Source organism: Anaerolineales bacterium (genome assembly GCA_030583885.1).
Lineage (GTDB): Bacteria > Chloroflexota > Anaerolineae > Anaerolineales > Villigracilaceae > Villigracilis.
On the sequence record CP129480.1, the window covers coordinates 2,083,771 to 2,106,891 of the forward strand.

A 23,121-nucleotide genomic window follows, 5' to 3' on the forward strand; every position below is an offset into this window, starting at 1 on the left:
GTGCAGTAAAATAGACTGAATGAAACTTGCGAAGCCAAACAAAACTCTCCTATTGTTACAAGTCGAACGTCCCATGCTTGGGCTTCGACCGTATTTTTTCGGAAGTTTGTCGGGCTGGCTCATTTTTGGTCTATTGGGAGCGCTTTCAGCGGATGCAGGCTGGGGAGGGTATGTCTTAATTGCTGGCAGGATCATCGCTTTTACGGCGGGATTGTCGTCCATGCTGCTGGGGCTCCTCTTGTTGTCCGAATCGCTGGATCATCCTGTGGATCAATGTGTTTTCGACAGATCAACTAGGAGTGTTACATTATCCAAGCGGGTAATGTGGATTTTGTGGAGGGAGAGTCGGGAGCAGTACTTGTGTGACGCAATCGCATCCGTGAGAATCAGCCAAAATGAAAACCAGGCGGAACTTGGATTAAACCTTAAGGATGGGGAAGCCATTCATTTGGGATCTGATAATGGGGAAGGGCATCTCACAGAAATTGCAGAAGAAATGAGCGATTTTTTGGGGCTTCCACTTTGTATCAGGATTGGCTCACAGCAGATTGAGAAATACTCGCGCAATGCCATGAAAATTCAGCCGCTTTTGTGTTCCCGATGTGGCGGGCAGTTTCCAAAGTTTAATGAAGACGCCCGGCAGGTTCATTGTGAATATTGTCAAACGTCCTTTGCGCTTATATGGGAAGCTGAACATGTTTCCATAAAACCGCGCCCGGGTGGTGATTTGAGCGGGAGACACGCACGAAAACTAAAATAGATGCAGACAGCAACTTTAAGATTGGTTTTGCAAAATCCAATCCAGTAACTGACGGAGCAGTAAAATGAATCCCGATCCTCCTTTGAGCAACCGCGAGAAAGATGTCCTGAAACTGCTTATGCGCGGACAGAGCAACAAGCAGATTGCCCTATCGCTTGGGATTGCCGTCCGCACGGTTGAGTTTCACTTGAAAAGTATCTATGTCAAATTGAATGTGCGTTCCAGGGTTGAGTTGATCTTGAAACTGGTGAATTCCACAGGCGGCGTAAACGGACATCTGTGGGATTCCACAGTTGACGGGATGGGGAAAAACTTCCAAAATGGGAACAGGCTCGCGTCACGAATGAAGCGGGCTGAATCCTTACAAGATGCCGTTGTTATCATCGGCAGGGAGTTCAAAATGAAAAATCTGTTCAATACAAAACATGTGCTTGTGGCAGTATCTGCCGCCCTCCTGGCTGGTCTTTTGTGGGCTTTGATATGGATTGTTACTGGCAATTTCCCCACGCTTCAGGATGCGTTCATCCCAATGATGATCATCCTGCCCATGCTGGGGTTGGCTGTTGGGTTTGTGGGAAAACAAAGCGACATTGCCCTTCGGAGAGTGTTTTTCAGCGCATTGTCCGGCGCGGCAGTGAGTCCGCTTCTGATCGTTCCGCTCATGCTGCTTGTTGTTTTTCCGCTTGGAAAACTTGCCGAGCAGATTGGGCTGATCGACCCGGCAACCATGCCAGCGAGTACCGCCACACTCCTGACAATGATTGTCATATCTGCAATATGGCTCGTCATCGGGGTTGGCATCGGGATCGCATTGTTGTTTATGGCAATTAAAAAACCGAATCAACACCACGTCTCAGAATATAAGGTGTGAAAAACGCAACATGGATAAAGTTTGTTCGTAGACATTAAAAACATTGTTGCGAGCACCCCGAAGCAATCTACCCGTCCTTACGAAAAAAGGAATACTTCCCCTCGCAGCGACATGCTAAATACTTGAAAGGAATACACAATTATGAATACAAGAATAGCGTGGTTCATCACCATTGTTGCTATTACGGCAACCATTTCAATGGCTTTTGTAGCTTATTTGTCTCGTGGCCAGGCAGATTGGATTCAAGCCTTGCTCTTTGGCATGTTGTTCTCCGCGGTCTTTGGCTTTTTATGGTGGAAACGAGAGTCGCAAAGAAAGGAATGAGCCTTTCGGGGATGAAGTAAAAATGTCACGACGCTATCCATTCATTCTCGCTCTGTCAATGGCTGCTATCTCCATCCTGGCTTTTTTCTTTGAAGCCACTGGGTTGATCTCATACGGGTTGATCATTGTTAGCGTCTGGTCCGCCATTGCCATCGCCGCTGTCTGGGTGATTGTCTTCGCGTTGCGAAAAGCGGGACTTCTAAAATACTCCTTTCGATTCGGAAGGGGGATGAGATTTCCACTCCTGCTATTTATTACAGGAAGCGTGGGGATACTGGTCATGAATCTGTATGCGCCTCCCGCTCTTCCCGCATCGACGTTTCCAATCGGCGAGCAGTTGAGATATATGTACGAAACAGACCAGGAGGATCGGCTGGCGCTGCGCTTCAGAAATTTGAACGAACGTGATTGGGAACGCCTGGAGCGAGTGCTTGAATTTCACGAGCAGGGCAACATCGCGCGCCCCGAGGAACTTTATCATGCCGCCACAATCCTCCAACATGGAACCGCGAGCGAGCATTATGAACTTGCGTACCTGCTTGCAAAGCGGGCGAGCGAGGCTGGATATAAAAATGCGGATGGGTTGTGGAAAAGCGCTTACGACCGCTGGATGCTATCCCTGGGCAAGCCACAGGTCTATGGAACACAATCCACGGCAGTGTTCACCATTTTTGGCATTTCATTCGAGCAGAAGTAAGAAGGATATAATGCCCACGGTCATATCATGCCCGAAGGGTACAAATTGCGCTTTCCCCGTTCTCAAAAAAGCGCAATTTGTGACCGCGCTGGGTATAACGGTGAAACGGAATGCGATTAGCAGAAAAGGTTTCGGTGGTCAGGATAGCCATAATGTTTTTCTGACCCCTGAATTGTTGGATGCGATCAAAACAAGTTCTTTATTGATCCCCGAAGAAAAGGCGTACATTACCCTTGCGGACGGGCTGCAGTGGTTAAGCAACTCCAAATGAAACTGTAACGAAAGGCTCACTTCACAGACGAAAAAACGTGCCTATCCTTTTAAGTAACATCCCATCCGCAACGCCTGTAGAAGGTCCGTTGTCGCCATTGAATGCGGCATGGCGCGGCGAATTGCGCCAACCTGCAGAACTGCCGCAAATGGGACACCTTCTGCTCATCTTCCCGCTGGGTGAAACGCGGTTTGCCTGTGCGGGGGTCACAATCGAATCATCCCAGTATATTTTTCTTGCGCCGACAACGAGCCGCCAGTCGATGAGCCTGCAAGCCATCGGTCCAAAAACGGAGCCGCCCCAGGCGCTGGTTTTGTTTCTCAGCCCGCCGTTCATGACTGACATGGCGCGCTTTCTCGGCATTCCCGATGACATTCAACAACTTCTGCATGGACACCCCCTCCCGCAGGGAGATGCCGTCTCCGCCGCCGCTTCAGAACTTGCCCATGCCTGCCACGCCGACCCAGACCTGGACGCCGCCGACGATTTGTTCCTGGAAGTCGTTGGCGAAGTCCTGCGGCTAATGCGCGTGCGCCATGATGCCCTGCAAAGGATGACAAAACACAAAGACGGTACGGTTGCCGATGTGCTCCCCCGCCTGCTGTTGGCGCGGCAATTTGTCGAAGCCCGCTGCACTGAGGAATTCAAAACAAAGGATGTCGCCGAACAGGTTGGGCTTTCGGAATTTCACTTTGCGCGCCTGTTCCGAACCGCCTTTGACGTTTCGCCGCGCCAGCACGTCATCCATTCGAGGCTGGATGCAGCCCGCCGCCTGCTGGTACTGCCCGAAAATACCGTGACGGAAACCGCCCTCCGTGTGGGATATGGAAGTCTGAGTTCATTTATCCATGCCTTCTCCAAACGCTTTGGGCTTTCCCCGGCGCAATATCGCGCACAGTTTGAAAAATGAGCAGGATTCGACAAGCCGCCCCTTCGGTCAGCCTCTATAATGACTGCACAATATTGGCACGCAATTTTGAAGAGGAGAATTCACATGTCAAGCATCCAGGCTCGTAACGTCAATCACCCCGAATATCAGGAAAACCTGAACGAGACAAAGTACGCCATCATCCGCGATGCCATTCTGGCTATCCTGCCGCAGAGCGGAATGTCCTTCGCGGAGTTGGAGGAAAAAGTCCGCGCTTATCTAATCAAGCAAGACGTTTCGATGGTCTTGTTCCCCAAGCCGGGGTCGGTGCGCTGGTATACCAAAGCGGTACAATTGGATTTGGAAGCGCGCGGCATCATTGAGCGTGTTCCCGGCCAGACCCCCATCTGCCTGCGGAGGGCTGCATAAATCCAGCCAGCCCAAGCGATTGTTCGGTGGGCAATCAGCAAAAGCCGAATCGCAATTTGATGAAGGTAAAAAATCGAAAATTAGGTCAATAAACCGTGAAGCGGAGAGAACATGGAGAAAACGATTATTAAGAAAACTGCTTGGTTCTTGGTTATATGTTTCACCCTAACCTACGGACTCGGATTAATCATCTTTTTGCAAGGCGGGTTGGAAAAATCGTCTTTACAAGGGTTTATCATGTATATTCCCATGATTAGCGCTTTTTTTGTTCAAAAACTCATCGCAAAAGAACCCCTTCTTAAGGGCGGCAAACTAGGATTCAGGATTGGAAAGCCAGTATACCTTTTGGCAGCTCCAGTAATTTGCTTAAGTATCCTTGCCGTGATTTATTCAGTAACTTTCCTTCTTAACCCTGAATTGTTGGTAAACAAAGATACGTTGGCTGAGAATATTGGGAGAGCCAATATTCCACTGGGTAATATGTCAACCATGCAAGCAATATTAATGATATTTGCTCTCAATTTAATACTTGCGCCGATACTCAATCTGCCAATGTTTTTAGGCGAGGAAGTCGGCTGGAGAGGATTTCTTTTCCCTAATTTACTAGCATTATTCAAAAAGCCAGGACTTCTTATTGGCGGAATTATCTGGGGTCTCTGGCACCTGCCGATGATTCTGATGGGGCTAAATTACCCTACAAATCCAACGTTGGGCATTCTGTTTATGGTCATTTTTTGTGTTTCTTGGGGAATTATTATTCAGTTCATTTATCAAGCGAGCGGATCGATCTTCTCTGCCGCTTTAGCTCATGGAATTATCAATTGGACTGGAACTACAGTTATGCTCTTTTTGGTGGAAGAAAATAAAATAAACATGTTTCTTGAAGGTCCCACTGGTATAGTCGGGCTTATTGTCGTTGCGCCAGTTGCTTTTTATTGTTTCCAAATATATCCTGTAGATCAATCAATGATGACATGAACTTCGGTGAACGTTAGGCGGCAGGATTAAATCATGTCCATTTCTTCATATCTCGAGAAGTTGTCAAAAATTACAGAGGCTATACTACACTCGCCATTTGAGTGGTGTCATGTGAATGGCGGTTCTGTGGTTCTTCAAGACGCGACAAAGGATGGCGGCACAAAAGGTGGAACTTTTCAAGTCCAGGACTTTGCAATTGCCAAATATCTGATTACAAATGCACAATACCAGCCATTCGTCGAAGACCCGAACGGTTATTCCAATCACCGCTGGTGGGAATACTCTCCGCAGGCACTGCAATGGAGACAGACGCATAAGAAAGCGCAGGGAACCGCATTCGATGGCGCGAAGGTACCCCGCACACGCATCAGTTGGTTTGACAGTATGGCCTTTTGTGCCTGGCTTTCAGAAGTAGTCGCGAGCGCATCTCGTTTCTCGATCCATGATGTCGCAACTTGGCCGATTCGTTTGCCAAGTGAACCGGAATGGCAACGCGCCGCCCTTGGCGATACTTCCGGCCCGTACCCTTGGGGAAATTCATCGGTTGATGAAACACGTGCAAACTGTGCCAATTGGGCTAAGCAACCCACAGATGTCGATAGCCATCCCGCTGGCGCAAGCCCTTACGGCGTGTTCGATATGAGCGGCAATCTCGCCGAGTGGTGTCTGACCAAGTGGGGCACAGACGGGCAGGATGTCACCGGGTACGATTATCGAAACGTTCGTGGTGGTGCGTGGAATATCGACGCGCAGAATGTGTTTTTGCAAGCGACAGATCGCTATGGACATCCACCGCGTGGCAGGCTGAACGATTTCGGTTTTCGGATAGGCTTGTATCTGTAGGAAGATTGGCGATAGCAAACAAACGTTTCAATCATTATTTGGTAAAGATGAAGTCAATGTCAAAGATTATGATTTCACAGCTTTAGCTGAGTTTCTTCCATAAAACAAAAAAGTTCGTAATTAAAAATGCCGCCTAACGCAAGCCGTTCGACGGCTGGCTTGCGCAACAATCTAATCAACAAATGCGAGAGAATGTAAATGTCTAAACGAAAAACTGACCCTTTGCTTAAAGCGCTAAAAGAAGGAAAATCCTATACCTGGACAATTCCAGATGGTGGCAACTTAGCCTCAATGCGTGAAGCAGTAAAACATGGACAAACGCTAACAATGTCACCCATTGCAAATCCCAGTGAAATTCAAGTCGGTGATTTCGTACTTGTCAAATGGCATCAAAGCGATATTTTTCATATCGTCGGTGAAATTCAAGATGGGCAGTTTCTTATTGTCAATAGTTTAGGCAAGGTTAATGGTTGGGTAAGCCCAAAAGAGATTCTTGGCAGGGTAACGAAAATCATTGAACCTGAGCCTCGCCCAAGTGTAGAAGTCATGCTGGATGAATTAATGAGTACTTACCAAGCGATGATTGCTACCGAACAAGCCTCCGATAGTGAAGCGCAACGAATGTTTGCAATTGTTGATGATTTACGCTGGTACGCTGAAAGAATCGGAAAGGAACGTTTGGATACAATGCCCCGCTCCAATAAATGGAGTTTCCAGCAGAATCTATGGCGACTCACAAAACAAGCGAAAAAGGCGACAGCACCTGTTTCAAATCGTGTTCTCTATTTCATTGATTGCGGCAAGGAATGCGTAGGGCTAGCCAGTGAGATATTTGCACTATTTGAATACAGCAGCTCAAATTAACCGAACAAAGCGTGGATGCGCCTTTAAAAGCCAATATCGCATTGAAAGCAACAGCTGGGCATTGCAATTGCGGGCATGGTTTTTGCATCCGGGCTGGATTGGGAAATTAGGCTGCCAAAGCCGGTTTGCCGGCTGAGGCTGAATCAAATAGTTGGGCGGCTTATTGCTATTCCGAGTCGCAGACAGAAGGAAACACAATATGGCGAAATCGAATCACTCATGTTTTACCAAAGAGGTCATTACTGTAATCCTGCTGTGCTATGCCACTTCGGGCATTATCTTGTATTCGCAGGCAGGGCTATTCTTCGAGATCTGCCTTTGCCCGAATCGGAGCCTATTCGCTATCCTGCACTTGAGCTAGGATGGTTATCAACTGGCTTGATAGTCTCTCTCGGATTAGTCGCGAACGCTTATGCGGGTTGGATACCGCTTCCTCGTTGGCTCTATTATGTTGCAATCTACAGCGTTGTACTCATTCTCTTTATTGGCCTGCGTTATCCAACTCGGTCGCTGGGGCTGGCGTGGCCGTCGAAACGCGCTTGGCTTGCCTTGTTGGCCGCAGTATTTGTCAATATCGGTGCGGCTTGTCTCTTTCAAATTTTTCCTCCTGGTGAAAGTAATTTTATATAATAAAATTGGCTTTGAGAGTATTGAAATAAATGAATATCCAAGTTATAAAAAGCAGATGCCTTCTCGATACAGGTCACGTGAAAAGGATTATGTAATGTGATGAAAACCAACTACTATGTATTTATCTATTTCCCCGGACCAAATTGGCTGACGAATCAACCTATAGCTAATCAGCCGCTGGCAGGTCATTTTCAATATATGACCAGGCTTGAGGCGGAAGAAAAACTTGTTCTTGGCGGCGGGTTTACCGACGACAGCGGCGCAATGGGTATGTTGTTTGTATCAGATCTGGAAGAAGCGCGCGAAATCATAGAAAATGATCCTGCCATCAAAGAAGGAATAGTAACAGCACAATTACATCCTTATTTTGTAACTGTTGCCGGTAAAATTCAGAAAAGTGGCTAATGCTGTAGTTTTCGCTAATCATGGTTTTGGCAGAAGATGCAATCTACATTAGAAAAAACGTTTTTTTGCCACAGATTCTGTCAAGAGTTGGTTTAGCAAAAAATTAGGTTCTACCAACCATCATTGTTTGATGGTCTGTAAAAGCAGGTGAGTATTGCAAGTCAAAAGCGTGCCAACAAAACGTGCACACACACCTGACATCTGGGACTGCGCTTCGCGCAGACTCCCACAGATTATCTAACCGAATAAAGATATTCGCGCTATATTTTCTCTTTGAAACCAAATTCAAAAAGGAGATATAGCTATGGGTGCGTTAAGACAAAAGATGATCGAAGATATGCAGTTGAAGGGACTGGCAGTTCGAACGCAGGAGGCCTATGTAAATGCCGTGCTGCAATTGAGCAGACACTGCAAGAAGTCACCCGATTGTATTGATGAAGAGGAGCTTCGAGATTACTTTTTGTACTTGAAAAATGAGGAACGCGTGGCTGACAGTACTTTCTCCATTGCCTTATGCGGGATCAAGTTCTTCTATGAGCAGACCTTGAAGAAGGATTGGCATACCCTGCAGCTTGTCCGTCCGGATCGGAAGAAAAAACTGCCCGTTGTTTTCAGTCTGGATGAAGTGAAGCGGGTACTGGATTGTGTCCATCGTTTTCAATATCAAGTTTGCTTGAAGACGATCTATGCGTGTGGACTGCGCTTGCTGGAAGGGACCTGCTTGCGCGTGAAAGATATCGAAAGCGACCGCAAGATGATCCATGTGGTTCAGGGAAAAGGTGGCAAAGACCGCTATGTACCTTTGCCCAACCATACCTTGATGCTGTTACGTCATCATTGGCGCTCACATCGCGATCCCACCTGGATGTTTCCTGCTCGAAACGGGCTGGCCGCCATGGATGAGACCGCACTCCAGAAAGCGGTTCGAGCCGTGCGCACCGGGAGCCAGCCCACCACCAGCACGCGCGCACGCGGATCGCCAAAACCCGGCACTGGCTTGCCCCAATATTCATGATCTTTATATGCCTTACGCTTGACCCGCGCCACTTCCTCGCGCCATTCCACCAGGCGTGGACATTTGCGGCAGGAGATGATTTGTTGATTGTGTTGTTCGAGGTCCGTCATCCTTTGATTGTATACTGGAATTTGTAACTTTTTACGGAATCTCTCATACTATAGATAGAGACGTTCATGCTTAGCTTCGAAGAATTATTCGTATCCTATTCTCCAGACGTGTATCGCTTTGCCAACTGGCTTTCCGGCAATGCGGACGATGCCGAGGATATTACCGCCGAAACCTTTACCCGCGCCTGGATGAATTTCGACATCATAAGAACCGAGACCTTGAAGGCTTATTTATTTACGATCGCACGCAATATTTTCCTGGAATCGTTGAGGAAGCGTCGAGAGCATGAAGCATTAAACGACGCCCACCCAGACCCGCACCCCGCCATAGAGGCGGTTCTGGAAACACAAAGTGAGCTTGATCAAATCCGCGCCACATTGCTTACACTGACTGAAATCGACCGGTCTGCCTTTGTGATGCGGGTCCAACATGACCTGCCGTATGCTGAAATTGCGCGCGTCTTACAACTCTCTGAGGGCGCCGTAAAGGTCAAGGTTCATCGCGTGCGAAAGTTACTATTCGCCGTTCATTCAAAAAAGGAGACAGCATGAAAGAAATCAGCAGGGATGTTATTTTGGATATCCTGCCTCTGTATCTAGCTGGAGAGGTCAGTGCAGAGACAGCCGCGCTGGTCAAAAAATATCTTGAGACCGACCCAGAACTGGCAGAGACCGCCAAGGAAATGGCAAAAGCCGATGGGCTTAATAAAGTTCCCATCCCATTTAGAAAGGAAGCAGCCATGGAAACCTATCAGGAAGCCAAAAAATGGATGACGATCCGCACGCTGGGACTTGCCTTGATCGCTGGCATGGTCTTGATGTGTTTTTTCCTTGTCATGCTGGTCGGGGGATCAATCGAAAGCTTAAGACATTTCTTTGGACCATAGAAGTTCGGCGGCTCACTCGAAAATGAAAAACGAAGGAGATAAATGACATCCAAGACTAAAGGAATAATAGTTTATCTATTACTTGCTTTTGGTGTTGCATGGATACCACTAACAATTCAATGGATGTTGGGTTTGCGTGGTCCAAGTGAAGACGCAACTTTCTGGGATTATGTAGTTTTTTTGCTACTAACCCTGCCAACTTCCTTCGGGCCAGCAATTGGCGCGATCGTAGTTCGTAAGTGGATCACGCGCGAAGGCTTTGCCGATGCCGGTTTAAGTCTGAATCTACGCCAGGGATGGAAGTACTATTTGTTTGCACTAATTTATCCCGCAATTGTAGTACCAGGGACGTTGATTTTGGCGAGGATCATAAGCGGTGAACAGCCAGATTTTTCCGATCTTACAGTGGCGTCGCTGGCGCAAATGATAATCATCGCAATCATTTCTACCCCCATTGTATGGGGGGAAGAATTCGGTTGGCGCGGCTACCTGCAAGTTCGCTTGTTGGCAGATCAGCCATTAAAGGCAGCTATCGCCACCGGCTTGATTTGGGCAATCTGGCACTTTCCGATGATTCTGATGGGGTTTTTATTCTCAGGGAACCCACTCGGTTTGGTCTTGTTTCCCATCAATATGATAATTACATCGCTGTTGTATGGCTGGTTCCAATTGCGTTCCGGTAGTATTTGGGCTGTAAGTCTTGCCCATGCAGCCGGAAACACGATGGTCACGCCACTTCTCTCGTCACTGTTACCCCAATTAGCCTGGCCACTAGTCTGGGCAGGGTATCGTTTGCCAATACTCGCATTATTGAGCTTGTGGATAATCCTGAGCGGCCAACTCAAGTCACAAACTCAGGTAGCGGATGATATCGAAGGTGCCGCCTAACCCACGCTGCACTTGGCCGGGGCTATGCCCCGTAGGTAAGCGATGCGATTTTCGGCAATTCAACCGAGGTAAAGCCGCGTCAGAGTCTATCCCGCCCCAGCGCGGGTATCCCACTCGCTTCGCTCGGGGACGATGACGCAAACCGTTTAGACTGTCGAAAAAGTCCCTTTTCAAAAATTGTTTTTGAAAAGTGGGAAGGGAACATCAAAAAACGCCTGATATTTGGTGCTCCACACAACATTTTGGTAAGAGTTGGATATTTTATAGCCTATTGTGGGAGATTTTTGTGAAAATTTTTCAAACAAAGGGTCTTTCGACAGTCTCGTTAGGCGGCAGGATTAAATCATGTCCATTTCTTCATATCTCGAGAAGTTGTCAAAAATTACAGAGGCTATACTACACTCGCCATTTGAGTGGTGTCATGTGAATGGCGGTTCTGTGGTTCTTCAGGACGCGACAAAGGATGGCGGCACAAAAGGTGGAACTTTTCAAGTCCAGGACTTTGCAATTGCCAAATATCCAATTACAAATTTACAATATGAAAGATTTATCAAGAATTCAAATGGCTTTGCCAATACCCATTGGTGGAAATTTTCTTCCGAAGCAGTGCAGTGGCGGAAGGATCATAAAAATCCAAAGCCGCCTGCATTTAATGATTCTGATTTACCTCGCACGCGTGTCAGCTGGTTTGATAGCATGGCTTTTTGTTCTTGGCTTTCAGCAGAATTAAAGAACACATTGCATGATGATAAACCAATGAATATTCATAATGTATTCACATGGATTACTCGTCTTCCCACTGAACAAGAATGGCAACGTGCGGCGATAGGTGATACTGGGTGGTGTTATCCTTGGGGCAATACTTTGGATGAGACACGTGGAAACTATGGCAATAATGTTGGACAACCCAGTAATGTTGACAAGTATTCTGCGGGAAAAAGTATATTTGGTGTTATGGACATGACAGGGAACTTGTGGGAGAGATGTTTGACAGGTTGGAACCAGGAAATCATTGACATTGGTGGATATACGTATCGAATTATCAAAGGAGGGGCATGGAATATTGGCAATCCAGATTATTTGCGTTCAAAGGATCGCGGATGTCATCCCCCTCGCGGACAGCTTAACGATTGTGGGTTTCGCGTGCTTCTTGATTTAGGTTTACAATCGCAAAAAGCCACCTAACAAAGCATCCAAAGAAACCGCGAATCCGGCTAAAAATGTGATTTTCAAGTATGTTTTGGATAAAAATGACAGAGCCTTTCACTTTCCTATCGCCTTTATCCCCGCAAGATTGCAAGCAGCGGTTAGAGAAACTTGCCAAGAAGCGACATTTTTATTTCTCATCAGGAAGTTTTATTCTCCATGTCAAAATTGATTCTATTAAAGCCAGCCAGGATGGTTTCAAACTTTTTATTTTATGTAGCCCCGAAAGATTCAGGAGCCATGCTTTTGTTTACTTCAAGTTGATCGGGCAAATTCACCCATCAGAAAAAGGAACGACAATTCAACTTCGGCTTCAATTATCGAAACCCTTTTCAAAATTTGACTGGGGATTCCTCGTTTTCTCGTTACTAATTTACGCGTTTGCCTTCTTTGGTGTCGTTATCGCCATCCTATCATCGAATTTATGGGAAGGCTTGCTGATCGGCGTGGTGGTTGGGGGGGCAGGCGCTGGCTATGCTTGGCGACTTTACCAAACTTATATATTGGGGGCAGCAAAGATTCCAACGTTAGTTTATCAAGCGCTTCAACAGGATTCACCTGAAAAACCACAAGGGCAAGACGCGAAACCGTCAGAGTGGGTCTCGACCTTGTCTGATACGCAATAAGTCCAACATCGAAGATATGTGACTGGGTCATCAAGATTGCGACGTTCCGGTAACATTGGGAGTGGAAACATGTAAAACGATATTTCAGCCGCACAAAATCCTGTTTTTCATGCAAGGCTGACCAAATTATTCAAAACGGACTGGATGGTTGTCACGTTTATCCTGCTCCTTCATATCACGTTGATGTTCGTCGAGCGTACCATCGCGCTGGTTGTCCTCTGGCTGTGCATCATTTTCCTGCTCCAAAAAACGGGACGGCGGACGATTGGCCTGCGCGCGCCCGCCCATTGGGGTTGGTGGCTGGCCGCGCCCGTCGTTGGGCTGCTCATGGTCGGGTTGACGGCGGCAGCTTTATGGCTGCTGTTCGGCTGGACGGAGCAGAACCTTTTTTACGATATGGCCCATGCAGTGGGCTGGTCGTTTAATTTGCTAGGGAGCGAGTCCCCGCTTTGGGCGCGCTGGGCGCTGCTGGCATTCGCCTGGCTCTCCAGCCCGTTTTTGGAAGAACCGCTCTTTCGTGGTTTCGCCCAATCGATTTACAGACAAAAAGTCGGCTTGGTGTGGGCCATCCTGCTCCAATCCGGCCTGTTTGCACTGGTGCATCCGTTCACCAGCCTGTCCTGGCCCCTTTCCATCTTCGCCACCGGGGTGGTGTATGGGCTGCTGGCAAAATACAGCCGATCGATTTGGCCGGCGGCGCTTGCCCATATCGCGTACAATTTAGGTATCGTTTGGATATCCTTTCGATTCATGCCGCAGTTTGTGTTCCAGGCATGGTAATTTCGCTCGCATTGATATGGCGGTGACGACATGAACCTGAACAAGAAGGTAATGTATGCCCTTTCGGCGCTATTCGTGACATCGCTGCTCGTCTTGTTTGCCAACTTTTACTTGCGCAAACAAGACAATGAAAAACTTTACTCGCAAGATGGGTTTACTTTCTGCCTTGAGAACCGTGACCCCGAACAAGCCATCGCGATTCTCAAGGACATTCTTGTGCGCGGGCTGCCGCGATACATGGAATTGCCGGAAGACTATCCACTTGTCGAGGTACTTAATATTGAGCCATATCCCGTTTCCACGAGCGCTATGGATGCGTATCGAACATCCTATCGGCTTGTCGTTGATGCAGAAACCCATCCGATAGAATTCTTTTATCGAACAGAGAACGAACACGATTCCCGGTTCTGGCCCGGCTTTAAAATCTACCTGGCGGCTCATTGCCGGTGGAGAAACTCCGACGCCCAATTTCCCCCGCTTATTGTAGTGTTTGTCAGGGAGGCAAGTTTACAGCAAATTGTCCATCAGGTCTTACTGGATGCCACGCGCGAGTGTCCATGACGAGTCCAATATAAAAAGACCCGTTTCTTACTACAGAGACACGGAGATCTTCTTCATAAACTTCCTTCTCTTTGAAAGGAATAGAGAAACATGCCGAAAAACCAACGCACCTTTTTTATCGTCATGGGGGCATTCCAAATCTTTGTCATTTCGGTCATGGGTGGCTGGATATTGCTGGATGCGTGCAAAGCTATCCAAGCCGTCAGCCTGCAACCCATCCGTCAATTCCTGCTGGAACCCATCGTGTGGCACAAGATTGGCGAAATTTTCCTTGTTTTTCCTGTCGGCATCGCTTTTGCTGGTTTTTACATTTTCTGGCGTTCCGATTTACGCTTATAATTTCTGCGAATCGCAACTCCGATCATGATTACCGGCGGGGTATTCAACTTGTTTGCATCCTGGGGGTATTCACAAAAACCGCAAACAGAATTCGCCAGTTTTATGGTTTATTTTGCCTTCATCCTGTTTCTTGCCAGCCTGCTACTATCCTTTGTGCTGAAATGGGTTCACCTTAAAAGAGCCCGGGTGGAAGCCAAAACAAACTCACCAACATAACATAACCTTACGTACGACCCAGGAAAGGACGTTCTAAGAACGCAATCCTTCGAGATTGCGCTAGGTGCATAAAATGTCAAAACGCTATCTGCTTTCAACTGCCCTGGCAATATTAGTCATCACAATCTCGGCTCTCTTTTTTGACGCAGGTGGGTTAATTTCGTATGGGCTAATCATTGCAAGTGTTTGGGGTGCAATTGCTATTCTGGCAGTTTGGTTAATGAATAAGACTGCGCTCAGAAAGATATTGCGTGGGCAGCGCGGCGGGCAACCGTTACGCTAGGACACAAATCCGCTGGAGGATACTTGGCACCATCAATGCCAAACCGAAAAAACCGCTTCACATACTGGCTTCGCCTGCTCACAGTTGGCCTGCTTGCGTTTTATATTCTCTTCATCCTCGCCTTTTCCTGGATCGGCGCAGACCAGATGATAAAACCGGCCCATCATTCGGTCTGTTGCGAGACGCCTGAACGCTTTGGCGCGGCGTATGAAGATGTTACACTCATGACAGCCGATGGCGTTCAACTATCCGGCTGGTACATTCCTTCCCAAAACGGCGCGGCGATCATCCTGCTGCATGGCTACGGCGGCGACCGAACCGGCTCGCTCACCAATGCCGAAATGCTCCACCGGCACGGGTTCGGCATCCTGCTCTACGACCAGCGCGCCAGCGGCGAGAGCCAGGGCGAAACCCTTTCCTGGGGTTGGCGCGATGTCGCCGACGTGGAATCTGCCCTGGACTTCCTGCGAAGCCGTCCTGATGTCACCGTTCCACAGTACGGAATCATGGGCTGCTCCACCGGCGCGGAAATCGCCGTCGGGGCCGGGGCGCAGTTCGAGGAGATTGGCGCGGTCGTTGCGGACGGTCTTCTGTATACATCCATCCGCGACACTTTGCCGCCGCATGATTTCAAAGATTGGCTGGGCTGGCCCGTCTATCCCTTGTTTATTACCTTCATGGAATGGCGCAGCGGCGCATCCGCGCCTCTCTCGCTGACAGAAGCCGTCGCGCAAATCGCGCCGCGTCCGCTCTTGTTGATTGCGGCGGAGAAGGATGGCTACGAACAATGGCGCAGCGAAGGCTATTACCGGGCGGCGGCCCAGCCCAAAGAATACTGGGTGGTGGAAGGCGCAGCCCATTGCGGCGGCCCTGCTGCGCAGCCGGAAGCCTATGAAGCGCGTATCGTTTCGTTTTTTGGACAGGCTTTGTTTGAACCATAGTTGAGTGAATCGCATGAAAACTGCCCCCATTTCCCGCCGTATCCTGGCTTACCTGATTGACAGCCTGATTGCCTTTCTTGTATTCGTCCTGGCGGCGCAACTGCTGGTTTTTGTCCCCTTGCGCCACCTGCTTATCGGCTCGGAAGATTGGTTCAGGTCGGGCTGGAACACCCAGGCTTACACCCTGCTGACCATGTCGCTCCCAACCTGGCTATATTTTGCGTTATCTGAAATTTCTCCTCGGGGAGGAACGCTTGGAAAACGCCTGCTCAACCTGAAAACGGTGACAAAAGGGTCGCAAGGCAAAATGACCTTGCCCCAATCGCTGGCTCGGACGCTGGTCAAGTTGTTGCCCTGGGAAATGGCGCACCTCGCCAACAACCTGCCCATGCCCATGTGGTACGACCCAGACCCCGGCTTTCGGGTTGCCTTCCTGCTCTCGCCCATCTTGGTGTCAGTGTACATCGCCCTGACATTTTTGACCAAAGAGAGACAAAGCCTGCACGACCTGGCAGCCCGGACAGTTGTCTTGCATCTGTTTACAAAGGAGAGTGCTCGATGATTAACAGGCTCTTGCGAATCTTGATTTACATTCTTTTGTTTGCAGCCATTCCCATCGGGGGGCTTCTTCCTGTACCCGACCTGGGTAAAGTATCAGGTTGTTGAAACCTACACTTTTTTACCAAAGCAAGCAGGGGATGAAGTTTGGTTGGTAGCGATGCGTCCGAAAAACAACGCTTACCAGCGCATTGAAAATATCAACATCCAATGGAGCGGACAGGTTTTTGATCAACAACACGATGGAATTGAAACAATCTTCTTTGAGCGTGTTTCGGTCGATGCCGAAGCCTTTGAAGCTCAACTCATCTATAATGTCGCTTTGCTACAGGGGCATACGGTTTGGCAAGCCCCGATTGAAGAAAAACATACACGCGCACAGAAATACATCGAATCGGATGCATCCCAACTGACGCGCGCCGCGAAAAACATTTGCACTGAACAAAACGGCGATTGGCCTTACCGGATCTTCTCTTTCACTGCCAGCCATCTCTCCTTGCCGCAAGGAACCTGTATTGGCGGCGAACCATCTGCCCTGGACGCCTATGATTCGCAGGTTGGCGTGTGCGGAGCATTTGCAAACTTAATGACTGCGCTGGCTCGCGCCTGTAATACTCCGGCAAAGTCAATCAGCGGGCTGTCAATGCCGTTGTTTTTACCGCCCTGGCTGGCAACTTCCAGCACATGGAATCATCCCGGCGGCGCTCACGCCTGGGTGGAAATCCACACAAGCGAGGGCTGGACAATTGCCGACCCCAGTTGGGCATCGGGAGTGCCATTTGCCCGTTTCTGGTTCGGGCGCAGTTCAGGGCAATATCTGTCTTACGGTGAAGTTGGCGGACATGATCATGTATATGAGGAAATACTTGAATGGGGCAAAAAACGTGGGGGTATCATTGGCGCAATGTCGGCCCCGCTTAAGTTTGTTGCCATTAGCAATAACGACTCTATGGCGGTTATCCCATCTGTAACGGTCAAAAAATACGGGATGACCGCTGGTTTTTTGCGGCTGGCTCTTACCTCCTTCTCTTGATCCTGACGAACCGGATTAAAAAATATTACCGCCAGAGCGAGAAGAAATAACCCCACAATGAATCATAACCCTGAAACCCAACCCCTCGACCCCTTCGCCCGCCTGGCGTCCACCTTCCGCCGCGATATTCCCACCTTTCGCGCCGAAGCGCGTATCAATCGGGTCAACGACGTTTTATGTGCGCTGATTAGCCTGCCGCTGGCAATTGCAGTTGTGATCTGGCTGGTGCGCGTCAGCGATTGGACCCTGATCCTGCAAAACTGGCATCTGCTCCCGCTGGTCATCGCGCTCATTGTCCTGCTCAGCCGCTGGAACTTCTTACTCATCACCGACCTGGGCGCGCGCGGCGGGGGCATATACGGCAACGTCAACAGCAGCCTTGACAGCGTCATCCGCTGGTCTGCGGTGTTTGTGCTTGGTCCAACCGTTTTATGGTTCGTCGTGCCGGTAGAATTGGGATTGCTGGCAATGCACATCTTAAAAATCCCCGCCGCGGCAGACCGCAACTGGCGGCTTGCCCAAAGTTTTACACTAACCATCGCCGGACTCACCCTCGCGCCGCTGGTCGCCTTCTCTGCCTATACCGCCATTTATCCAATGTTTATTTAATTCGTCCATAAGGACGCGGTGTTGGGCAGTTTTTATGCTAACAGCGCCATAATAACCAAAGGCAAATCTATGACCACATGAACGATTATCACAAAGAATACATTTCGTTGCCAAAAGTATAAACCAGTAAGAATCATTCCTAATGGAACGACCACGCCAACGATGTGAGCAATATTCCATCCCGTAGCGTGAACAGCCACAAAAAATACTAGACTAATCAACCCGCTTATCCACTTATTGCCTGTAACTTCTAATAATCGCTCTAGAGAATAGCCACGAAACAAAATTTCTTCCGTTATGCCCGCTGTTATTACACTTAAGAATAATATCCACCAAGAATAATTTGACACGACTTGTGTTACCGTTCCTGAATTCGATGGTGGGAAAATCGCGCTGACCAACAAAGTAAGCACGGGTACTAACAGCGATAACAAGACACCGAACCCAATTGCCATCAGTGCCGATTTCCAAGATAAAGAGTTCCATCCAATTGTGGTCAATGGCAAGTTCTCAGTTTTTCGCGTGAAAACCAGCACCGCAAAAGCCAGTCCCCAAAAAACACCAAAGCCCACCAAGGTAGAAAGTGGCTCATTGACATTAGGTTTGATAAACATCGGGCTGATGAACAAAACGAAAACTACGGGGACAGCCAGAGATAAACTTAATCCGAGAATCTTTTTTTGCATATTGATAACTATCCTTTGCAAGGAACAGCCCAACGAGACTGTCGAAAAACCATATTTTCAGACAGAGCGCGAGGCGGATGGCGGGTCAAGCGCTCGATTTTCACTCTGACCGGGACAAAACGGGGCAGGGCGGGCTTAGATCAGCGCCCCAAAGGTGTGGTAAGGTTTGGGTAAAAACAGGTGGTAACGGTTGGGGTGTAAAATGACAACCCCTTCCAACCTAATTACTTTTGAGCGGTTTCCGCCCAAACTCCCAAATCCAATTGGGACTTTTGCCGGAAAGGATTAAGGTCGAGTGAGCAGATTATACAATCCTCTCTCCACAAGGTCAACATGGAACAAAACCAGCCCTGCAAACTCATGAATCAGCCGCCTAAAAAATAGATTTATTATCCAAGCTTTCAGCGGCATTCCGCTTATCCTCATCCTTGGAAGAACCGTATCGCAGCGCCATTTCGAGCGAATGACCCATGAGAGCAGCAGCTGTCTTGGGGTGGACGCCGCTGTGCATCAGCATGTAGGCGTAGGTATGCCGCAGCGTGTGGGGGGTGACATTCACCCCGCAACGTTTGGATGCATCAACGAGCATGTTTTGTATCGTCCGTTGGGTGAGGCGTGAAAATGATCGCTTCAATTCAATGAACAGGGCATCGTCCCTGGCAGGGAAGGTCCGCCGCACATCAAGCCAATCCGCCAACGCTTCGCGCACCTGTTTGGGAATGTCCACCTTGCGGGGCTGTCCGCCTTTCCCGTTGCGGATCAGGATCCAGCCGGAACGGTCTTTCAATGTGACATCATGCACGTCGATATTAACGAGCTCGCTCACGCGAGGACCGGCGTACATCAACGTCAGCATGATGGCGCGGTCGCGGACGATCAATTTGGGGGCGAGATCGAGTTTACGCTTTCGTTTCGTCTTATTCGTTGTCCGCTCCCAGGGAGTGCGGAATACATATTCCAGCTTCGCGCGTTCCTCGTCGGTCAACCCTCTTGGATCGGGGAGAGGCAGTTTCTCGATCTTCACCTTTTCGGCTGGATTGATTGGCGTTATCCCGCGCGCGGCGAGGAAGTTTCCGAAAACGCGCATTGATGCCGCGTGCCTGGCAATCGTGGAGATGGCGTACTTCTCCGCGTGCAGGTTCTTGATAAACGCCTCGATGACCGCCTTGTTGAGCAGGTGCGGTTCGGTTTGGAGCAGGGGGATGGTCAATTCCACACCTCTCTCATCCTTCGTCCACGCCAGGAATTTCCGCGCGTCGCTCATGTATCCTTTGACTGAGACTGCGCCATTCTTATCTGTCAGATAACGCTCGAAGTGCTGCATCAGATCATTGGACATTTATCCGGCCTTCCGCAATTGCAAATACGATGAGCACGGCGATCCACACGACCGCGATCAATGCGGCTTTGATTCTGCGCTGTTTTTCGTGTTCCATGAACATTGCACTCAAGAAACGGATGGCGTTGATTCGTTCCATGCCTTGCGCTTTCGCGAAATGGTCCGCCGTCTCAGCAAGTCCCGACTCTCTTGTTCTCGCAATCAGGGCTTTAAATTCCTCGTCAACTTGTTTCTGGTCGTAGTCCATGTTTCTCTCTTCGGTATTAAACGAAGTAAATTTTCAATCTTAGGCGGGCTTTTTGACCCAATTTCGAGCCTGATAATATCAATATACTTCGTACAAGTCCAGTTGTACGAAGTATATTTTACCACCTTTTCGGAGGAATTAATTGTCTATTTTCTTACCACCCCCCGCAGGAGCGCCCGCTCTATCCTATCTTTACCATACCCTCTCGAAACCACCAGGGCATCGACCCTCATCCCCATCTCCGGTAGGAATTCCGTCACCGGATTATAAAAGTTAGCCAATGGTTTACCCGCATCTTGGAAAGAAGTTGTGTCGGTTGATAGATTTTTATCCAATGGTAGCACTACCTCTCCCCACCCAAAAGGCAGAGATATGGTGTGCACCATGGGGTCATCGCCAGTCTTGGTCAGTCGCCAACCTAGCCAACCTGACGCTATCAAAAGCAACACGAGTAGCACTACCAATGTCCATTTCTTCATATTCCCACTTTAGCAAAAAGCCCCCTGCCAGCTACTCAAAAAATTCCCGCCTAATCTTCATCACTCATGTAGAAAAACACAATCAAACCTGGATGTGATAGATTATTACTTTTGCTTCAAAAAAAACGCATCATCGAAGCAAAGAGACCGATATCTCCTTTTGTAGGATCCAGTTGTGTCTCAACCATTTTTGCACCCGATCCGGCCATTCGCGTCATAAAATCATTATTTTGCAAATCAATTAATCTCAATACCTCATCGGTAACAAGACCTAGGTTACTTTTAGTTGGATCGTCCCACAGCACTTTCCACTCCTCAGGAGTTCGATCATTCTGACCAAAAGTTTGCACGTTCACCCTCAAAACATCTCCACTAGTCAAATTTGACTCCACAAACACCACCATACTATCGCCCGGATCCAGATCCCAAGTCGTCCCTATCGTCACCGTCCCCGTTCCGTCGCCGGCTCTCACCCAATATGCCCGGCCATTGACCGGCCCATCCATGGGTTTGTACATATTGGCTTCGTTGCCGGAGAGTTCCGGATCTTCGGCAGGCGAGAGCCCCATTTCAAACAAACGGTAGAAATAGTCATATCCCTCGCGTCTGGTACTGGTGCGCACCGCCGTATTGTATGGTTTGTAGTCTGTCCCCTCGGCCACGTTGTTTCCCACCACCCCAAAGGTGCCGGTCATCGCACTCATCCACACCACCCCACTGCTGTCGGCCGTGCCGAACCTATCATATAGCGTCACAAAAGGACTACAGGCTCCCACACAGGTGCCCGGGATATTGGTAGCCATATTTCCGCCATTGGCCCCTACATCCCCACCCCGAGTCTGCCACCAGGGGATTTGCTGGGTGGTCATATAGAAATCCAAGTCCGCCGTATTGCCCGTCATGTTCCGGCTATAACTGCCCGATGGCGGACAGGTGGTCAGATAATTCAAGTCGGTTTGATACAAGGTAAACACATTTACCCCCGGTGCCGTAGCCGTGGCATACGTCCCATCCGCCCCGATACCCACTGTGCCCGTACTATTCAGCCGGATATACGATCCCACTCCCGGCAGGATGCCCCCGCCCGTCCCGGCCGTACAGTCGCTTCCATCCCAAGTCGCCGACCCCAGGCGCACCGTCCCGGTCACATTGTATGAAGTGGTGCAATCGGCATTGGTCGTACACTGATTCACCCCCGCTCCGGGTACACTCACACAGCTGGCCCCAATACACTCCCTATGCGTCGGATCATCGTCTCCCCCACCTCCTCCACCCCCGCCCCCGCCGGTCGGCGCGCAGTCCCCCCCATAGCAGGGGTCTACGTATCCCGGACATTGGTGCGCATCATCAGAACTCGTACAAACTACTATGGAGTTATCCCTAACATCCTCACACGAACCATCAATTTCTTTCCCATATACATCATACTGACAAACCCGTTTGCTACAATCACTAAACGAACACCAGTCACATGATCCGCAAGAGGCACACGCCTGGCATGTTTTGGTACACCCATCCGGGGCATCCTTCACTGTCCACTCTCCACACGGCGCCCGACAATACTCCACCACCCCACTACACGACTGCCCCTGCACCTCCCCCGCCGAAAACATCATCAACCCCACCACTGAAAATAATAAGGCTGCAATTACTGTTTTTATCTTCTGCATACTGCCCAATACTAAATACTAACTACCAAATACTCGCTTTAGCGTACGCACCCATACCCCGCGACAGTTATCGCCACAAAATCCCCCTCCTTATGCCGGGCCAATATTAACGTATCATCGCCTACCGAAAGTATTTCCCCCACTTCCTCCATCCCCCGCTCCTCTACACCCGTCCGATACGTTGTCAGGTCAATGAAACCTTTTTTCGTCTCCACTTTTACCCCCTTGGTATCGGTGATCGTACTGGGTATGCACATCTGCTCAAACACCCGCGGGAAATACACCTTGAAATTCTTGCCCGCTACTTCCATTTCCAGATAGCGTGTCTCCATCGTGGTAACTATTCCCCGCAACAGCGCCCGCTCTATCTCGTCTTCACCATACCCTCTCGAAACCACCATGGCATCGACTTTTTGCATGCTCTCCGGCAAAAACTCCGTCACAGGCAAATCAAACCTCACGCTTGGTTTTTGAGCATCATCAAAACTCGTCTTATTTGTAGCGAACTGTTCATTAAGTGGCAAAACTATTTCCCCAAAAAAGGGTACCGAAAATTTCCTCACCAAACCACTCCCCGGAAAATTATTCCTATTACCCCCTACTACCAACCAGTACCCAAGCCCAAACACCACCAACACCAACACGACCAAAAGTAACACTAACCCGCTTTTTCTCATCATAAAACTAGAATACCAAATCCACTTCCAC

General features: G+C 49.0%; 31 protein-coding genes. 26 read left to right on the forward strand and 5 right to left on the reverse strand.

Translation table 11 applies throughout. The features are described 5' to 3' along the window. Nucleotides 1-19: 19 nt before the first annotated feature. The 25 genes from QY332_10370 to QY332_10490 all read left to right on the forward strand — a co-directional run bounded on the left by QY332_10370 (nt 20) and on the right by QY332_10490 (nt 17,992). Nucleotides 20-760 carry a hypothetical protein gene (locus tag QY332_10370; GenBank protein ID WKZ38333.1) on the forward strand — a complete coding sequence of 247 codons (741 nt, stop codon included), beginning with the start codon at nt 20-22 and terminating at the stop codon, nt 758-760. A 64-nt stretch (nt 761-824) separates the two neighbouring features. Beyond that, nucleotides 825-1,631: a helix-turn-helix transcriptional regulator gene (locus tag QY332_10375; protein WKZ38334.1), complete on the forward strand. Its 807-nt coding sequence runs from the start codon at nt 825-827 to the stop codon at nt 1,629-1,631. Nucleotides 1,632-1,772: 141 nt separating this feature from the next. Next, the gene (locus QY332_10380; protein WKZ38335.1) at nt 1,773-1,955 is read left to right on the forward strand and encodes a hypothetical protein; all 183 of its coding nucleotides are present in this window, start codon (nt 1,773-1,775) and stop codon (nt 1,953-1,955) included. A gap of 22 nt (nt 1,956-1,977) precedes the next feature. Continuing rightward, entirely contained in the window at nt 1,978-2,652 is a 675-nt protein-coding gene (locus tag QY332_10385) for a hypothetical protein (protein WKZ38336.1), read from the forward strand. Nucleotides 2,653-2,960: 308 nt separating this feature from the next. After that, a complete protein-coding gene (locus tag QY332_10390) occupies nt 2,961-3,833 on the forward strand; it encodes a helix-turn-helix transcriptional regulator (GenBank protein WKZ38337.1) in 873 nt (290 codons plus the stop codon). Nucleotides 3,834-3,917: 84 nt separating this feature from the next. Then, entirely contained in the window at nt 3,918-4,220 is a 303-nt protein-coding gene (locus QY332_10395) for a hypothetical protein (protein WKZ38338.1), read from the forward strand. Nucleotides 4,221-4,331: 111 nt separating this feature from the next. Then, a complete protein-coding gene (locus tag QY332_10400; protein WKZ38339.1) occupies nt 4,332-5,198 on the forward strand; it encodes a CPBP family intramembrane metalloprotease in 867 nt (288 codons plus the stop codon). Nucleotides 5,199-5,231: 33 nt separating this feature from the next. Next, the gene (locus tag QY332_10405) at nt 5,232-6,041 is read left to right on the forward strand and encodes an SUMF1/EgtB/PvdO family nonheme iron enzyme (GenBank protein ID WKZ38340.1); all 810 of its coding nucleotides are present in this window, start codon (nt 5,232-5,234) and stop codon (nt 6,039-6,041) included. 198 nt (nt 6,042-6,239) lie between these two features. After that, nucleotides 6,240-6,905 (forward strand): hypothetical protein, encoded by a 666-nt coding sequence (locus QY332_10410; protein ID WKZ38341.1) that lies wholly within the window; start codon nt 6,240-6,242, stop codon nt 6,903-6,905. Between the two features lie 75 nt (nt 6,906-6,980). After that, nucleotides 6,981-7,535, forward strand: a complete 555-nt coding sequence (locus tag QY332_10415) for a hypothetical protein (GenBank protein ID WKZ38342.1) — start codon at nt 6,981-6,983, stop codon at nt 7,533-7,535. 99 nt (nt 7,536-7,634) lie between these two features. After that, nucleotides 7,635-7,940, forward strand: coding sequence for a YciI family protein (locus QY332_10420; protein ID WKZ38343.1), 306 nt, complete (start codon nt 7,635-7,637; stop codon nt 7,938-7,940). Nucleotides 7,941-8,244: 304 nt separating this feature from the next. Continuing rightward, entirely contained in the window at nt 8,245-8,955 is a 711-nt protein-coding gene (locus QY332_10425) for a site-specific integrase (protein WKZ38344.1), read from the forward strand. Between the two features lie 176 nt (nt 8,956-9,131). Continuing rightward, on the forward strand, nt 9,132-9,617 hold the full coding sequence (locus QY332_10430; GenBank protein ID WKZ38345.1) for an RNA polymerase sigma factor: 486 nt from the start codon (nt 9,132-9,134) through the stop codon (nt 9,615-9,617). Next, on the forward strand, nt 9,614-9,952 hold the full coding sequence (locus QY332_10435) for a hypothetical protein (protein WKZ38346.1): 339 nt from the start codon (nt 9,614-9,616) through the stop codon (nt 9,950-9,952). The genes QY332_10430 and QY332_10435 overlap by 4 nt, the downstream gene beginning before the upstream one ends. Nucleotides 9,953-9,994: 42 nt before the next feature. Next, entirely contained in the window at nt 9,995-10,840 is an 846-nt protein-coding gene (locus QY332_10440; GenBank protein ID WKZ38347.1) for a CPBP family intramembrane metalloprotease, read from the forward strand. Nucleotides 10,841-11,185: 345 nt separating this feature from the next. Next, on the forward strand, nt 11,186-12,025 hold the full coding sequence (locus tag QY332_10445; protein ID WKZ38348.1) for an SUMF1/EgtB/PvdO family nonheme iron enzyme: 840 nt from the start codon (nt 11,186-11,188) through the stop codon (nt 12,023-12,025). A gap of 65 nt (nt 12,026-12,090) precedes the next feature. After that, nucleotides 12,091-12,672, forward strand: a complete 582-nt coding sequence (locus tag QY332_10450; GenBank protein WKZ38349.1) for a hypothetical protein — start codon at nt 12,091-12,093, stop codon at nt 12,670-12,672. A 144-nt stretch (nt 12,673-12,816) separates the two neighbouring features. Then, nucleotides 12,817-13,452 carry a type II CAAX endopeptidase family protein gene (locus QY332_10455; protein WKZ38350.1) on the forward strand — a complete coding sequence of 212 codons (636 nt, stop codon included), beginning with the start codon at nt 12,817-12,819 and terminating at the stop codon, nt 13,450-13,452. Nucleotides 13,453-13,482: 30 nt separating this feature from the next. Further along, nucleotides 13,483-14,013: a hypothetical protein gene (locus QY332_10460; protein WKZ38351.1), complete on the forward strand. Its 531-nt coding sequence runs from the start codon at nt 13,483-13,485 to the stop codon at nt 14,011-14,013. A 90-nt stretch (nt 14,014-14,103) separates the two neighbouring features. After that, the gene (locus QY332_10465) at nt 14,104-14,352 is read left to right on the forward strand and encodes a hypothetical protein (GenBank protein ID WKZ38352.1); all 249 of its coding nucleotides are present in this window, start codon (nt 14,104-14,106) and stop codon (nt 14,350-14,352) included. A 289-nt stretch (nt 14,353-14,641) separates the two neighbouring features. After that, nucleotides 14,642-14,851, forward strand: a complete 210-nt coding sequence (locus QY332_10470) for a hypothetical protein (GenBank protein WKZ38353.1) — start codon at nt 14,642-14,644, stop codon at nt 14,849-14,851. A 35-nt stretch (nt 14,852-14,886) separates the two neighbouring features. Beyond that, nucleotides 14,887-15,792, forward strand: coding sequence for an alpha/beta hydrolase (locus QY332_10475; GenBank protein ID WKZ38354.1), 906 nt, complete (start codon nt 14,887-14,889; stop codon nt 15,790-15,792). A gap of 13 nt (nt 15,793-15,805) precedes the next feature. Continuing rightward, entirely contained in the window at nt 15,806-16,354 is a 549-nt protein-coding gene (locus QY332_10480; GenBank protein WKZ38355.1) for an RDD family protein, read from the forward strand. 39 nt (nt 16,355-16,393) lie between these two features. Continuing rightward, nucleotides 16,394-17,383, forward strand: coding sequence for a transglutaminase domain-containing protein (locus QY332_10485; protein ID WKZ38356.1), 990 nt, complete (start codon nt 16,394-16,396; stop codon nt 17,381-17,383). A gap of 57 nt (nt 17,384-17,440) precedes the next feature. Further along, a complete protein-coding gene (locus tag QY332_10490; GenBank protein WKZ38357.1) occupies nt 17,441-17,992 on the forward strand; it encodes a hypothetical protein in 552 nt (183 codons plus the stop codon). 32 nt (nt 17,993-18,024) lie between these two features. Here the strand turns inward: QY332_10490 and QY332_10495 are convergent, their stop codons facing one another. The 4 genes from QY332_10495 to QY332_10510 form a co-directional block, all read right to left on the reverse strand. Beyond that, nucleotides 18,025-18,678: a CPBP family intramembrane metalloprotease gene (locus tag QY332_10495; GenBank protein WKZ38358.1), complete on the reverse strand. Its 654-nt coding sequence runs from the start codon at nt 18,676-18,678 to the stop codon at nt 18,025-18,027. A 373-nt stretch (nt 18,679-19,051) separates the two neighbouring features. Further along, nucleotides 19,052-20,017, reverse strand: coding sequence for a tyrosine-type recombinase/integrase (locus QY332_10500; protein WKZ38359.1), 966 nt, complete (start codon nt 20,015-20,017; stop codon nt 19,052-19,054). Continuing rightward, nucleotides 20,007-20,264 carry a hypothetical protein gene (locus tag QY332_10505; GenBank protein WKZ38360.1) on the reverse strand — a complete coding sequence of 86 codons (258 nt, stop codon included), beginning with the start codon at nt 20,262-20,264 and terminating at the stop codon, nt 20,007-20,009. The genes QY332_10500 and QY332_10505 overlap by 11 nt, the downstream gene beginning before the upstream one ends. Nucleotides 20,265-20,859: 595 nt before the next feature. Continuing rightward, nucleotides 20,860-21,612, reverse strand: coding sequence for a hypothetical protein (locus tag QY332_10510; GenBank protein ID WKZ38361.1), 753 nt, complete (start codon nt 21,610-21,612; stop codon nt 20,860-20,862). Between the two features lie 127 nt (nt 21,613-21,739). Between QY332_10510 and QY332_10515 the strand changes: the two genes are divergently transcribed. Further along, nucleotides 21,740-21,931 (forward strand): hypothetical protein, encoded by a 192-nt coding sequence (locus QY332_10515; protein ID WKZ38362.1) that lies wholly within the window; start codon nt 21,740-21,742, stop codon nt 21,929-21,931. 520 nt (nt 21,932-22,451) lie between these two features. Here the strand turns inward: QY332_10515 and QY332_10520 are convergent. Further along, on the reverse strand, nt 22,452-23,093 hold the full coding sequence (locus QY332_10520) for a hypothetical protein (GenBank protein ID WKZ38363.1): 642 nt from the start codon (nt 23,091-23,093) through the stop codon (nt 22,452-22,454). Between the last annotated feature and the right edge of the window lie 28 nt (nt 23,094-23,121).